Below are 13,428 nucleotides of genomic sequence, written 5' to 3'. Positions count from 1 at the left end.
CAGGCTCGGACGATTACCAGCCGTAGTAGCGGCGGCGCCAGGGGCGGACGTAATATCCCGAATAAGGATAATACGCCGGGCCGGGCACGTACCGTGGAGCAGGAACAGGGTAATAGACGACCGGCGGCGGATAGTACGCGTAGTCGTAAGGCGATGCGTAATAAGCGTAATAGCCGGGGTCATAATAATACCGGCGGCGATGGGTGACCTTCTCGATCCCGCTCTCTTGCGGAGCCGCATTCTGTGCGGCGGACAGAAGTCCCGCAACGCCTGCGGACGCAGAGGTCGTCGTGCCTCCCAGTCCGGCCAAAGCAGCCGCCATCACGGCCGACGCAAGCCACGCCTTACGCATTACCAATCTCCATCGTCATTCGATCGCGGAGATATAGCGCATTCCGGTATTTCCGGCCATTCAATTGGTGGTCAGCGTAAAGCAAATATGGATTGCAATTAACAAATACCGAATTGGAAACATATTGATTCAATGCCGAATAAAAAATGAACCCATCCGCTGGCGGACGTTATCCATTCGAACAGCCGGCCTGGATCGGTTCGCTGTCTGGGCTTGCTCGTGCCCCCGCTTGGAATTGATAGCGTCCCTTGCAGACTGAAACTGTTGGCGGCACGGCGTTCGCCTCAAAGAGATCGTGGCCTGCTTTGAGATCCCGCCAGAAGGCGATGTCCGGATCTTTCGCATGCGCCTTAAGCTCAGCCTCGGACATCCGGAATGGATAGACCTGGACCTGGAAGCGCTTTTGCCCGCCTCCGAGCGCTGCCGTGACGAGCCGCCAGATCTCCGCCATCTGTCCGTTGGTCATCGCGAAGCAGCCGATCGAGCCGCAGCCGCCGTGCACCATGATCAGCGACCCCGTACGCCCCTGCGCGCGATCGAAAGCATTCGGATAGCCGAGATTGAACGAGCGGAACCAGCGGCTGTTCGGATTGAGGGCGGACGCCTCGACCGTATAGAAGCCTTCCGGCGCTTGCCGGTCGCCTTCAACGAGCTTCGGCCCGAGCCAGCCGGACCAGCGGCAGATCGGATACGTTGCGAAGCGGCGGAACGCGCCGTCGCGCTGCATCCAAAGCTCCAGTTCGAACTCTCGCTTGAAGATACGCACTAAAACGGGAGCGCCCTCTTTCAAACCCTGCTCCGCCAGCCGTTCGGAAAACCTGGCAAGATCGGGCTGTCCGGGCATCGACAAGCCATACTCCGCGCGCATGCGACGCTGCGAGCGTTCATAGCGGATCAGGCCGTCATCGCCGAAAACGACCGGCATCCATTGCTGCGCGAATTGAATGGCAGCGACACTCGCTGCAACGAGCGTGAGCAGAAAGCCGAGCACCAGCACGCCGCCCCATCGTTTCCGGCGGCGTCTCGAGGCGGGCTGCTGCTGAGTGATGTCAGGCATCGATGGCCCGCCAAAATTCAGTTGGCGTTGGCAACGGGCATGCCGGGCATGCTTTGAATCGCCTGCGCGCTTTGCCGTTGCTTGGCGGCGTTGATATCGGCGAGCGTCGGCTCGAGATCCGGATTGGCGATGCCCTTGAGCTTGTTGCCCTTCGCAACGTCGACCTCCGCAGGCTCGGGAAGCGGCGTGAACGCTGTCAGCGCCGGCCGCGAGAACGGCGGGCACGGTCCATCCGCATCAGGCCGGCTTTGCGCCTGCACGCCAACAACATAGCGGCGCTCGCACACGACGACGTTCGGTGGCACGCGATACTTCTCGAAATAATCGTAGCCCTGTTTCAGCGTCTTCCAATAGGTCAGCCATTTGCTGTTCTTCTCGCGTGCCATGCGCGCGTCCGTCATGCGGAACGGCAGCGCTTGCACCTGGAAGCTCGTTTGGCCGGCCTTCAGCGCTTCGCGCGACAGCCCATAGATTTCTTCCATCAGCGCATCTGTCATGGCGTAGCAGCCAGCCGACCGGCAATTGCCATGCACCATCACTGAATCGCCCGTGCGATTCCACGATCGGTCATAGGCATTCGGATAGCCGAGATTGAACGACAGATAATATTTCGAATTCGGATTCATCAGGCCCGGCGTCACGGAATAGAAGCCTTCCGGAGCCTGCCGGTCGCCATACGTCAGCTTGGGGCCGATCTCACCGGACCAATTGCAGATCGGGTACGTCTTGAAATGATAGAAGCGCCCGTCATCGCGCTGCTTCCAGATTTCAAGCTCGGACTCTTCCTTGAAAATGCGCACGAAGATCGGCGAGCCCGACTGCATGCCCTTCTTGGCGAGCAGCGAAATGGCGTCCTTGGACAGCGGAACTTCCGACGGCGGCGGAATCGTGGGCGTGTTGGAGCAGGCCGCGAGCAAAACCGCGCCGGCCATCACCGCCGTCTGAACGGCAGCCCTCCACGTCAGCGAGACGCGCGTCAGCACCAAAGCGCCTTTCCCGAACTAGATTTCCCCGTGCCGCGGGTTGGCGGACGAATAACGCAACAGACTCAACGACTACTGAAATTCAGCGAGCACGCTGTCAACTCAAGTATGGTGTCCGAATGCGGCGCCGACGGGACGGTCGTCCCAACTGCGGCCCAGACGCTTACCAGACGCTTATCGCCCGATGGACAGAAAGCGCTCGTGACGCTGTGCGCGAATGTCATCGGCCGATTTTCCGTCGAACTCGGACAGCATCCGCGCAATCGCGTTGCCGGTCGAGATAATCACCGATTCGCGGTCCCGATGCGCCCCGCCTGTCGGCTCCTTCACAATTGCGTCGATGACCCCGAGCTGATCGAGGTCCTGCGCCGTGATCTTCATATTCGTCGCGGCTTCTTCTTTCTTGTTGCTGTCGCGCCAGATGATCGACGCCGCGCCTTCGGGCGAGATCACGGAATAAATAGCGTGTTCGAGCATAAGAATGCGATTGGCCGTCGCGATTGCAATGGCGCCGCCCGACCCGCCTTCGCCGACGATGACCGTGACGATCGGCACGCCGAGGCGCAGGCAGCATTCGGTCGACCGCGCGATGGCTTCCGCCTGGCCGCGCTCTTCCGCGCCGATGCCGGGATAGGCGCCGGGTGTGTCGACGAACGTGATGATCGGCAGGCTGAAGCGGTCGGCCAACTCCATCAGCCGCACGGCCTTGCGATATCCTTCCGGCCGCGCCATGCCGAAGTTGTGCTTGATCCGCTGCTCGGTATCGGAGCCCTTTTCGTGCCCGAGAACCACGACCGACCGGTTGCGGAATTTGCCAATGCCGCCGACGATCGCCTCGTCTTCCGCGAAATAGCGGTCGCCCGCGAGCGGCGTGAACTCTTCGATCAGCCCGTTGACGAAATCGAGCGCATGCGGACGTTCGGGATGGCGTGCGACGAGTGTCTTCTGCCAGGGCGTCAGCCGCGCATACGTATCGACGAGCGCCGCCTTGGCTTTCTGCTCGAGCTTCGCGATTTCGTCCGCGATCTGCGGACCTTTGCCCTCGACATGCAGCGCCTTGAGCTCCGCCACCTTGTTTTCGAGCTCCAGGATCGGCTTTTCGAAATCGAGATAGGTGCGAAGGGCGGTCGGGGCGTTCACTGGGCTGAGATCTCTCGAAGTTGCAACTGAAGCGTGCGGCGACCGGATCGCGCATCCGGCGCGGGCGACATTCACCTTGGCTCCCGCGACCTGTCAAGGCGAAGCGGCATCTTGCGGTAACGCGTCGCCGCAGCAACCGCCATTCCGGGTTAATTATCGCCCTCGGACAGCCGTTTTACGACAGGCACCAGAGCAAACATAAGGGCGGCGGCCGCCGCCACAATCCCGGCCTGCGCCAAAAACGACAGAACGAGCGTGTCGGGATCGCTGGCCGTGAACGCACCGCCGATGTCGCCCGCGAGCTTGTTCCCGAGCGCCGCTGCCAGGAACCAGACGCCGAGCACGAGGCCCGTCATCCGCGCGGGCGCGATGCGCGTCATCGTCGAGAGCCCGACCGGGCTCAGCAGCAGTTCGCCGACGGTGAACAGGAAGTAGAGGCCGATCAGCCAGAACGGCGACACGCGCCCCTCGGCAGCATAGTTCGCCGCTGGGATCATCAGGAGGAAGCCGCACGCGAGGAAGACGAGCGCTAGTCCGAACTTTGCCGGCGCCGACGGCTGTTGCGCGCCGAGCTTCAGCCACAGCGCCGCGATGAGCGGCGTCAGCAGAATGACGAAGATCGGATTGGCGGATTGAAACCACGCCGACGGAAACGAAAAGCCCGCCACGTCGTTGCGCGTCAGTTGATCTGCGAACAGCGCGAGTGTTGTCGCGGCCTGCTCGAAGATCGCCCAGAAGATCATCGCCGCGATGAAGAAGATTCCGACGGCGGCGAGGCGGCGCGCATCCGGGCTCGGCCGTGAAGCGCCGTACAATACGGCGACGAGTGGCACGATGATGAACAGCCAGCGCAGCCAGCGGAATCCCGAAACGTCCGACAAGAGTGCCAGCGCCAGCAGTCCGGCTGTCGCCAGAATGATGTAGAGCGTTTGGCGCTTGAAAATTGGTCCCTGTGCCTCGGGCACCGGATCGGGATTATTCAGCTCCCGCATTTTGCGCGCAAACAGCAGCATCGAAATCGTCATGCCGACGCCGGCTGCGCCGAAGCCCCAATGCCAGCTGTGGACGGGATCGAACCCTGCCGCCGACAGCCAGCCTTTGAACATCGCGCTCTGCGCCAGAAACCCCGTCACGATCGGAGCGAAGAACGCGCCGATGTTGATGCCCATGTAGAACAGCGAAAAGCCGGAGTCGCGTCTGAGATCGTCGTGTGAATAGAGCGCGCCGACCAACGCCGAAATGTTCGGCTTGAAGAGACCAGTCCCGAGCGCGATCAGAATGAGACCCAGATAAAACGTCGAGAGAGTCGGGATCGCCAAGGCGTAATGACCAGCCGCGATCGTGAACCCGCCGAAGAGAACGCTCCGCTTCGCGCCGAGCAGGCGGTCGGCGATGAAGCCTCCGGGCACGGCGAGAAGATAAACCGCCATGGCATAGGAGCCGTAGATGCTTCCTGCGTTCGGCGTCGCGAACCCGAGCCCGCCCGCCTCGACCGGCGCGATCATGAACAGGACCAGAAGCGCCCGCATGCCGTAGTACGAAAACCGCTCCCACAGCTCTGTGAAGTAGAGCGTCGTCAGACCCGGAGGATGCGCGGCAAACCCCAGGCCCCGGCTTCGCTGTTCGGGAACGGCGGAGGACATGAAGCTATGACGCATGATGACGGCCTAAGCGCAAGACGTCATGCGCCTCTGTCGCCAGACATGACCTTGCCCATCCAGTCGTCGATCGTCGTCGTGCCGAGTTGTTCGACTTTCTCGCGCTCGTCGGGCCTGACGACATCCTGCATCGCATCGATCCGCTTCCATTCACAAAATGGCGTTTCGTCTTCGACGCCGGGTGCGTAGCGCGAGGTCTCGATTTTCTTGAAGCGATGGACGTAGCGCGGGCAGTTCATCCAGACTTCGTGGATCGAAACCTTCACGACCATCTCGGCTTCCTTGAACGCCTTGACGTCCTCGCCGCCGACGATCAGCTCGGCGCGGCCCTGCGCGCGCAGACGGAACGGCTTTTCGAAATCGATGAAAAGCATTCCAATTTCTGCGTTCCCCGAGATGTTGCCCATCGACAGATACATGCCGTTGCCGTCGTAGCTCGGAAACATCAGTGTCGTCTGATCGACGACGCGAACAAAGCCCTTGGCGCCGCCTTTATACGAAACGGTCGGCCGTCCCATATGGTCGATGGTCGAGAGAAAAAACATCTCTCGGCTTTCGATGAACGCTTTCGCCGTCTCATCGATCTCGGGCTTCAATGCGACAGCCTCGATGCGGTCGGCGAGTGCCCGCGTATCGAATGCCATCTGAAGAGCGCGGTGAATGTCCCCGAACAAGCGGCTCATGCTATCCTCCCTTGCGTTGTGCGCCTTGTTATTTCGCAAGCGGCATCGGGAAGTTCCAAGCCGCCTTATTTTGTTTTGGCTAGCGGATGATGCGTGTTGACGAGCGCCTTCAGACGCTCCTGCAAGACGTGCGTATAAATCTCCGTCGTCGAAATGTCAGCATGGCCGAGCAGTTGTTGAACGGTTCTGAGATCGGCGCCGCGGTCGAGTAGATGGCTGGCGAAGGCGTGGCGCAGCACATGCGGCGAAATCCGGTCGCCTCCGATCCCGGCTTCGGCGGCGACGTCTTTCAGATCCTGCGCAAACCTTTGCCGCGTCATGTGACCGGACGCCGACTTCGACGGAAAGAGCCACGGTGAATTGTCGAAACGTCCGGAAACTTCGAGAAAACGGTCGAGCGCCGCACGTGCTTCGGCGTTGAGCGGCACGAGCCGTTCGCGTCCGCCTTTGCCCTTGATCGAAAAGACGCGCTTGTCGCCACGTAGAACAGTTCTAGGCAAGCCGACGAGTTCGGAAACGCGCATGCCTGTCGCGTAAAGCAGTTCGAGCAGACAGTGAAATCGCAACGCCCGGAACATGGCGCGGCCTTCGACGCCTTCGCAGCGCTTCTGCGACGCGTCGAGCAGACGGTCGACTTCGGCGATGCTCAGAACTTTCGGCAGCGAGCGTTGCTTTTTTGGTCCTTGCAGCCCCGACGTCGGGTCCGCTCCGATCAAGCCTTCCGCGAACAGGAAACGATAGTACTGCTTGATCGCGGACAGCCGCCGCGAGCGTGATGTCGGCGCCTGACCGGCGTTTGCCATCGCCGCGATGTAGCCCTGGATGTTCTGTGTTCCGACCGAAAGCGGGGCAACGCTCCCGTCCGAGAGATAATCCAGGAAACCTTCGAGATCGCCTCTGTAGGCTTCGATCGTGTTGGGCGACGCGCCGCGCTCGGCCGTCAGCATGTCGAGAAACGCGGCGAGGTGGCTGTCTTGCGCGGAAGCGGACGCCATCTCCGCCCTCAGTTCGTTGCGAGGCGCGGCCACGACGACAGCAGCGCCTCAAGCCCGAGCCGCCGCGCATCCGGTTCGAGCCCCGCGCGCTTCAGCGCGCGAATGCTGTCGCCGAGCGCGATCAGGTTTGCGTCTTCCGCGCCGTTCGGTCCAAGCGCCTTCATGACCAGCAGAACGGTATGACCGAACTCCTGCTTCTTCGACGCGTCCTGCAACTCGGTCAGAACCCCGGTTTCCGGAAGATAGCCGGAGGTCGGTTGCGGCGCTCTGTTGGCGGCTTCCCACAGTGGCAGCGGCACGACGTAGTCGAGCGCTTCGAGCACGGTGGTCAGCCGATAGAGCGCCGTCGCCGGAAACCGTCCGTTTGCGGCCAGGTCTTCGAGTGATGAAAAACTGCGGCCGCGCTGGGGATCTCGCGGATCGGCGATGTCGAGCAGTGCCCGCCAATGTCCGAGACTTCCGGCGCTGCCCGGCTCGTCGCCAAGCCTGATCCAATCGCGCGCCATGTCGTAGCGGCCCGCTGCGAGACCGATTTCAACGCCGGTTTCCGAAAACCAGCTGAGCTCCGGCTGAGGCCGGATTTCCGCCGTGGCCGGCGCGACCATCTTCGCCGCGATCATTCCCATGTGCTGCCGGTTCGCGTCGTCGAGAAAGGCGCGGATCAGGCGCGTCTTGCGCATCGGCGTGCGTTCTTCGACGGCGGCTCTGAACAGAGCTGCGCGCCGCGCAACGCCTTGCGGTCCACGCCCGGCGAGAAGATCGTCGGGAGATGCCGCCTCCGCGTTGACGCGATAGATGCTCGCCAGCGCTTCCGGAGCGAGCGCGTTGAGACGGGCCGCCGCCTCGGTCGACGGAAGGCCGAGGTCGACGGGCGTCGATGGATCGGTGGCCAGCGCGATCAGCAGCGCCGGCTCGCCCTTGTCGAGAACGTCTTTATGAGACAGTCCACCGACCCGCTCCGCGATCCGATAATCGAGCAGCGAAATCTGTTTGACCGCCGTGTATTTGGGCTTGGCCTTGATCGACAGCGCATCGAGCGCTTCAAGCCCGAGTGACGCTTGCACGCCTTCCTCGCGCGCCATGTCGGCTGCGAGGCCCGCGCCGGACGCGTCGTCGCGAATGGCCGAGCAATAGCCCGCCATCATGATCGCTTCGCCCTTGAGCCGCGCCGGAATGCTGCCTTTGGCGCGCACCGAACGGCCGACGAGTTCGCATGCCTGATCGGGTTTGCCAGAGGCGAGTTCGTTGCGCGCTTCGAGTGTCAGCAGAAGCGGGCTTTCGTCGGCGCCCTGCGGAGCAGCTTCGTTCGCGGCATCGCGCGCCAGGCCCGAACGATACAGCGCTTCCAGCCTGAGCGCGCTGAAATCCGCATTCGAGGAGTCGCCCGATTGCGACGTGATCAGCCGTTTCCAAAGCTCATGCAACGCAGCCGATCGCGGCGGGATCTCGATCGTTCCGATGAGCTTGTCGAGCTTGGCGACATCGAGCCCGCGCCAAAGCTCGTAAGGCAGCCCCGAGCCGTCCGACGACATGACGGGGGCGAGGTCGTCCTTTTCGACGGCCATCGGAAGCGCGCCGCGCACGACCGCATTTTGCGGAGCGGGACGGTTGGAGAAGCCGCCGCCGGAGTTGCCGCGCGTATCACCCCGTCCGCCGCCATTGTAGGGCGTGTCGAATCCGCGATCCGGCGGCGCCCAGGCATTGCCGCTGTCGCCGCGTCCGGTGCTGCCCCCCGGCGCGCCCATCTGCGGGAAGTACGTCTGCTTATCGGGCGGCGGCGAATAGGCGTCGTTGCGGTCGGGACGCTTCTTCGACGATTTCGCGGGCGGCGGCGCGGAGGATTCGTCCTGCGCCAGAACGCCTCCAGTTTGCGCCGGCAACGCCAGGGCAGCGAGCAGCGCAACGGTCGCGGCCATCGTTAAGCGTCGCGCGAAGGGGTGAGGGTTGCCCATGACTGTTCAAGGCCGGATTTTTACGCCCGAGACGGGCTTGCTGATCGTCTGCTGTTCAGGCTCGAAACGGGTCGCCAGAATGTAAAGCCCGCCGAGAACCAGCGCAGCCAGCATGCAAAGTACGAACAATAGCCGGAAAAGGCTCGGCATTTTTGCGTCCCCATCTCCCCTGCTAGGTGGCCACCCTTATTGGCGCGATTATGACTCTCACTGGTACATCACGATAGATTTGCGTCCCGCGCCCGGCAGTCACGCTCCCGCGCAGGCGTTATCCGCGCGTTTCCGGTTTGCGGGGCTTTTCGGTTCGTGGCATGACGGCGCACAGCCCCACCATGGCACCCTGAGCCAAATTAGCCGATTCGCTCCCGCGACCGGCCACCGGAACCGACATGACGGAATCTGAAGCGATAGACACTGCCAAAAAGCGACTTGGCAAGCGCTCGATCGTGCTCGTCGGTTTGATGGGATGCGGCAAGTCTTCGATCGGCAAGCGTCTCGCGGCAAGGCTTGGCCTGCCGTTCATCGATGCGGACGAGGAAATCGAACGCGCCGCCGCCAAGACCATCAATGAAATCTTCGCCGATCACGGCGAGGCGCACTTCCGCGACGGCGAACGCAAGGTCATCTCGCGTCTCCTGAGCAATGGTCCGCAGGTGCTGGCGACCGGCGGCGGGGCTTATATGCATCCTGAAACCCGCCAGCGCATTCGCGAGAACGGCGTCTCGATCTGGCTGAGAGCCGATCTTCCCGTGCTGATGCGCCGCGTGATGAAGCGCGATACTCGGCCGCTATTGCGCGAGGGCAATCCCGAAGCCACGATGCGCAAACTGATTGAAGCCCGTTACCCGATCTATGCCGAGGCAGATATGACCGTTGATAGCCGCGACGAGCCGCACGATCTGGCCGTCAACGAAATTGTTAATCGCCTCGCGACCAGTTCCGCGGTGCCGACCGGTCCGGTTCAGCCGCCAAGCCCATCGCGCAGCGTGCGCATCGAACTCGGCGATCGCGCCTATGACGTTCTGATCGCAAGCGGCCTGCTGTCGGATACCGGGGCTCTCATCAAATCGCGTTTGGGCGCGGTGAAATGCGGGGTCGTGACCGACGAGAACGTCGCGCGGCATCACCTTGCGACGCTCGAAGAAAGCCTCAAATCGGAAGGCCTGTTCGCCGGCTCAATCGTCATGACGCCGGGCGAAGGAACGAAAAACTTCCGCGATCTGGCGACGCTTTCGGAACGCCTCCTGGAACTCGGACTTGAACGCGGCGATCTCGTCGTGCCGCTCGGCGGCGGCGTCATCGGTGACCTCGCGGGTTTCGCGGCGGGCATTCTGCGTCGCGGCATCCGTTTCGTGCAGATTCCGACATCGCTCCTGGCGCAGGTCGATAGCTCCGTCGGCGGCAAGACCGGCATCAATACGCCGCAGGGCAAGAACCTGATCGGCGTCTTCCATCAGCCGAGCCTCGTCATCGCCGATACGTCCGTGCTGACGACGCTGCCGCCGCGCCAGATGCGCGCCGGTTATGCCGAGGTTGCGAAGTACGGCCTGCTCGGCGACGCGAAATTCTTCTCATGGCTCGAAAACAACTGGCAGGGCGTTTTCGGCAACAACGGTCCCGCCTTGACGAAGGCCATCGAAACGAGCGTCGCCGCCAAGGCCGCGATCGTCGCGCGTGACGAGACCGAGACGGGCGATCGCGCCCTGCTCAATCTCGGCCACACGTTCGGTCACGCATTCGAAGCCTGGACCGGCTATTCCGACAAGTTGCTGCACGGCGAAGGCATCTCGATCGGTATGTGCCTCGCATTCCGCTTGTCGGAAGAGTTGGGCCTCTGTCCCGCCGGCAATGCCGATCGCGTCACCGCGCATTTCAAGGCGATCGGCTTGCCGACGAGGATCGCCGACATCCCGCAGACCGGCGCCGATGTTGATGAGTTGTGGCGTCTGATGGGCCAGGACAAGAAAGTCCGTGGCGGCAAGCTCGCATTCATTCTGGTGCGCGCCATCGGCGATGCCTTCGTCTCGCGCGACGTGCCCCCGGATACTGTAAAGGCCTTCCTGAAGCGGGAAATTGCCCGTTAGCAGGCCGATACACATTGTTCGCAACAGGTGTGCTAGGCTACTCGGCCAGCGATTTCTGATCGTAGGAAACCGGCCAGTTCCATGTCTATCGCAATTAGCATCGTCGCCATTTTCATTCTGATTGTGCTCTCGGCGTTTTTCAACGGCAGCGAAACCGCGCTGACGGCAGCGTCGCGCGCCCGCATGCACGCTCTTGAGGAAGACGGCAACTCGAGCGCCGCCCTCGTCAATCGCGTGCTGTCGCGGCCGGAGAAGATGATCGGCACCGTGCTGCTCGGCAACACGCTCGTCGACGTTTTCGCCGCCGCGCTTGCATCCAACGTCGCGGTCAACCTCTATGGCGAGGTCGGCGTCGCCTACGCGACCGGCATGATCACCATTTTGATCGTGATTTTCGCGGCCGTGCTGCCGAAGACTTATGCCTTAGCGTACGCCGACCGCGTGGCGCTCATCGTCGCGCCGCCGATGCGCGGCCTGATCTACATTCTGACGCCGTTCACGAAGGCGATCGAATACGTCGTCCGCAATCTCCTGAAGCTGACGCCGGGCAAGGCTGACGACGAAGCCAACATCCTCGCGGCGCACGAAGAGATTCGCGGCACCATCGACTTGCAGGCGAAGGAAGGCACCGTCGCGAAGGGCGACGCGGAAATGCTTGGCGGCATTCTCGATCTCGGCGATCTGCAGGTCGCCGACATCATGGTTCACCGGACCAAGATGGAAACGGTGAATGCCGATGATCCGCCCGCCAAGATTCTCGACCAGCTGATGAAATCGCAGTTCACCCGCGTTCCCATTTGGAAAGAGGAGCCCGAGAATATCGTCGGCGTGCTCCACACCAAGGACCTGCTGCTCGCGCTGTCGCGCACCGGATGGGCGCCCGAAACGCTCGACATCATGAAGTCGGCGAGCACGCCCTGGTTCGTGCCGGATACGACGACCCTCAAGGATCAGCTCAATCAGTTCCTGAAAAAGAAAACGCAGATGGCGCTCGTCGTCGACGAGTACGGCGAAGTGCAGGGCCTCATCACGCTCGAGGACATCCTCGAGGAAATCGTCGGCCAGATCACCGACGAGCACGACAATCCCGACAGCCACATTCGCATGCAGTCGGACGGCACGGTCAATGTCGACGGAACGGTTGCAATCCGCGATCTCAATCGCCATCTCGATTGGGACCTTCCGGACGATGAAGCGACGACCATCGCTGGCCTCGTCATTCACGAAGCGCAGACGATTCCGGAGCCCGGACAGGTATTCACCTTCCACGGCTACCGTTTCGAAATTTTGCGCAAGAGCCGCAATAAAATCACGGCGATCCGCATCAAGTCGCTCGCCGCTGCGACGGCAAGCGCGACTGGCTCACCGCCGGCGGGCGCGACGCAGCCGAAAACCGCACGCGGATAGATTCGTGTCTAAGTCTAAGGGCGTCCTGGGAAGCCGGGCGGAACGGGCTCGCCCGGAGCAAGCGTCGCGAGCGCCAGCGCGTGAATGCCGCCGCTGATCTCGTTCTTGAGCAGATCGTTGACGATGCGATGCCGTTCGACCCGCGATTTACCCGCAAACGCGCCGGAGATGACGAGAATGCGAAAATGGCTTTCACCCGTGCCCGGCGAGTTGCGATGTCCGGCGTGAAGCTCTGACTCGTTAATGACGTCGAGTCGCGTGGGGCGCAGCTCCACCATCAATTTTTCGCGTAGGATTTCGGTGACGGACCGTCCCATGTTGCTCTCTTTGACTTCCCGGTTCTTCGAACAAATATAAATGCGCAGTGAAACGACATGTTAAACGCTTGCCAGCACAGTCGATGAAGAAATCAACCGGAATTCTTGACGCCTTGTTTCCAACGAAACGAACCATCATAATCACCGGCCGATGAAACTCGATTCAAAATATTTCGACAGCATTCGCCTGTCGTCCAAGCGCTCGCAAGGCGCCAAGAAGGAAACGCGTGCGCCGCTCTGCCAATGGAAGGGCTGCGAGAAGCCGGGTCCGCACAAAGCGCCGAAAGGTCGTGGCCGCGACGGCGAATATTTCCACTTCTGCGTGGATCACGTCCGTCAGTACAATCAAGATTACAATTATTTCGACGGCATGAGCGATGCCGAGGTCAACAGCTTCCGCAAGGATGCCCTGACCGGACATCGCCCGACGTGGAAGACCGGCGCCAACGCCTGGGCTCACGGAACCCGCGACGGCTCGCGGACTGAAGAAGCCGCTGCCCGCGTCGCCGAGAGCACGGTGAGAATGGCGCGGAAAGTCAGATCGTCGCGCACCGCGCCGTCAGCCTTCCGTCGCCAGCTGAAGCCTTTGGAGCGCAAGGCGCTCAAGACGCTCGATTTGGGCGACGATGCAACTCGCGAGGACATCAAGACCCGCTTCAAGGAGTTGGTGAAAGTTCACCATCCCGACGCCAACGGTGGCGATAGTCGGTCTGAGGAAAAGTTGCGCGAAATCCTGCAAGCCTATAACTATCTGAAGCAAGCAGGCCTGGTCTGATACCGGGCCGTTGAGCCGTGTGCGA

The 13,428-nt window shown here is 61.9% G+C and carries 13 protein-coding genes; 3 read left to right on the top strand and 10 right to left on the bottom strand.

What is annotated here, in order from left to right:
- Window positions 1-13 precede the first annotated feature (13 nt).
- The 9 genes from HDEN_RS15720 to HDEN_RS18415 all read right to left on the bottom strand — a co-directional run bounded on the left by HDEN_RS15720 (window position 14) and on the right by HDEN_RS18415 (window position 8,970).
- Window positions 14-352: a hypothetical protein gene (locus tag HDEN_RS15720; RefSeq protein WP_013217133.1), complete on the bottom strand. Its 339-nt coding sequence runs from the start codon at window positions 350-352 to the stop codon at window positions 14-16.
- 169 nt (window positions 353-521) lie between these two features.
- A complete protein-coding gene (locus HDEN_RS15715; protein ID WP_013217132.1) occupies window positions 522-1,409 on the bottom strand; it encodes a L,D-transpeptidase family protein in 888 nt (295 codons plus the stop codon).
- 17 nt (window positions 1,410-1,426) lie between these two features.
- Window positions 1,427-2,392, bottom strand: coding sequence for a L,D-transpeptidase family protein (locus HDEN_RS15710; protein WP_013217131.1), 966 nt, complete (start codon window positions 2,390-2,392; stop codon window positions 1,427-1,429).
- A gap of 174 nt (window positions 2,393-2,566) precedes the next feature.
- A complete protein-coding gene (locus HDEN_RS15705) occupies window positions 2,567-3,532 on the bottom strand; it encodes an acetyl-CoA carboxylase carboxyltransferase subunit alpha (RefSeq protein WP_041921701.1) in 966 nt (321 codons plus the stop codon).
- Between the two features lie 149 nt (window positions 3,533-3,681).
- The gene (locus HDEN_RS15700; protein WP_013217129.1) at window positions 3,682-5,190 is read right to left on the bottom strand and encodes a peptide MFS transporter; all 1,509 of its coding nucleotides are present in this window, start codon (window positions 5,188-5,190) and stop codon (window positions 3,682-3,684) included.
- 23 nt (window positions 5,191-5,213) lie between these two features.
- Window positions 5,214-5,873, bottom strand: a complete 660-nt coding sequence (locus HDEN_RS15695) for a pyridoxamine 5'-phosphate oxidase family protein (protein WP_013217128.1) — start codon at window positions 5,871-5,873, stop codon at window positions 5,214-5,216.
- A gap of 65 nt (window positions 5,874-5,938) precedes the next feature.
- Window positions 5,939-6,868 carry a site-specific tyrosine recombinase XerD gene (locus HDEN_RS15690; RefSeq protein WP_013217127.1) on the bottom strand — a complete coding sequence of 310 codons (930 nt, stop codon included), beginning with the start codon at window positions 6,866-6,868 and terminating at the stop codon, window positions 5,939-5,941.
- 8 nt (window positions 6,869-6,876) lie between these two features.
- Complete coding sequence (locus tag HDEN_RS15685) at window positions 6,877-8,784, bottom strand: hypothetical protein (protein ID WP_150103283.1); 1,908 nt, start codon at window positions 8,782-8,784, stop codon at window positions 6,877-6,879.
- Window positions 8,785-8,826: 42 nt separating this feature from the next.
- Window positions 8,827-8,970, bottom strand: coding sequence for a hypothetical protein (locus HDEN_RS18415; protein ID WP_013217125.1), 144 nt, complete (start codon window positions 8,968-8,970; stop codon window positions 8,827-8,829).
- A 239-nt stretch (window positions 8,971-9,209) separates the two neighbouring features.
- Between HDEN_RS18415 and aroB the strand changes: the two genes are divergently transcribed.
- Window positions 9,210-10,904 carry a 3-dehydroquinate synthase gene (aroB, locus tag HDEN_RS15680; RefSeq protein WP_013217124.1) on the top strand — a complete coding sequence of 565 codons (1,695 nt, stop codon included), beginning with the start codon at window positions 9,210-9,212 and terminating at the stop codon, window positions 10,902-10,904.
- 81 nt (window positions 10,905-10,985) lie between these two features.
- On the top strand, window positions 10,986-12,311 hold the full coding sequence (locus HDEN_RS15675; RefSeq protein WP_013217123.1) for an HlyC/CorC family transporter: 1,326 nt from the start codon (window positions 10,986-10,988) through the stop codon (window positions 12,309-12,311).
- 14 nt (window positions 12,312-12,325) lie between these two features.
- Here HDEN_RS15675 and HDEN_RS15670 read toward each other — a convergent pair whose 3' ends face one another.
- Window positions 12,326-12,628 carry a BolA family protein gene (locus HDEN_RS15670; RefSeq protein WP_013217122.1) on the bottom strand — a complete coding sequence of 101 codons (303 nt, stop codon included), beginning with the start codon at window positions 12,626-12,628 and terminating at the stop codon, window positions 12,326-12,328.
- 151 nt (window positions 12,629-12,779) lie between these two features.
- On the opposite strand from HDEN_RS15670, the gene HDEN_RS15665 reads away from it, so the two are divergent.
- Window positions 12,780-13,403 (top strand): J domain-containing protein, encoded by a 624-nt coding sequence (locus tag HDEN_RS15665; RefSeq protein ID WP_013217121.1) that lies wholly within the window; start codon window positions 12,780-12,782, stop codon window positions 13,401-13,403.
- The last annotated feature ends 25 nt before the right edge of the window (window positions 13,404-13,428 follow it).

Source organism: Hyphomicrobium denitrificans ATCC 51888 (assembly GCF_000143145.1).
In the GTDB taxonomy this organism is placed as follows: Bacteria; Pseudomonadota; Alphaproteobacteria; order Rhizobiales; family Hyphomicrobiaceae; genus Hyphomicrobium_B; species Hyphomicrobium_B denitrificans.
The sequence above is the reverse complement of the archived record's forward strand: the minus strand, read 5'-3'. Positions and strand labels throughout refer to the sequence as shown.

Coding starts and splice junctions, on each gene's coding strand:
- HDEN_RS15720 (WP_013217133.1), bottom strand. CDS start 352: ATGCGTAAGGCGTGGCTTGCGTCGGCCGTGATGGCGGCTGCTTTGGCC.
- HDEN_RS15715 (WP_013217132.1), bottom strand. CDS start 1,409: ATGCCTGACATCACTCAGCAGCAGCCCGCCTCGAGACGCCGCCGGAAA.
- HDEN_RS15700 (WP_013217129.1), bottom strand. CDS start 5,190: ATGCGTCATAGCTTCATGTCCTCCGCCGTTCCCGAACAGCGAAGCCGG.
- HDEN_RS15695 (WP_013217128.1), bottom strand. CDS start 5,873: ATGAGCCGCTTGTTCGGGGACATTCACCGCGCTCTTCAGATGGCATTC.
- HDEN_RS15690 (WP_013217127.1), bottom strand. CDS start 6,868: ATGGCGTCCGCTTCCGCGCAAGACAGCCACCTCGCCGCGTTTCTCGAC.
- HDEN_RS15685 (WP_150103283.1), bottom strand. CDS start 8,784: ATGGCCGCGACCGTTGCGCTGCTCGCTGCCCTGGCGTTGCCGGCGCAA.
- HDEN_RS18415 (WP_013217125.1), bottom strand. CDS start 8,970: ATGCCGAGCCTTTTCCGGCTATTGTTCGTACTTTGCATGCTGGCTGCG.
- aroB (WP_013217124.1), top strand. CDS start 9,210: ATGACGGAATCTGAAGCGATAGACACTGCCAAAAAGCGACTTGGCAAG.
- HDEN_RS15675 (WP_013217123.1), top strand. CDS start 10,986: ATGTCTATCGCAATTAGCATCGTCGCCATTTTCATTCTGATTGTGCTC.
- HDEN_RS15670 (WP_013217122.1), bottom strand. CDS start 12,628: ATGGGACGGTCCGTCACCGAAATCCTACGCGAAAAATTGATGGTGGAG.
- HDEN_RS15665 (WP_013217121.1), top strand. CDS start 12,780: ATGAAACTCGATTCAAAATATTTCGACAGCATTCGCCTGTCGTCCAAG.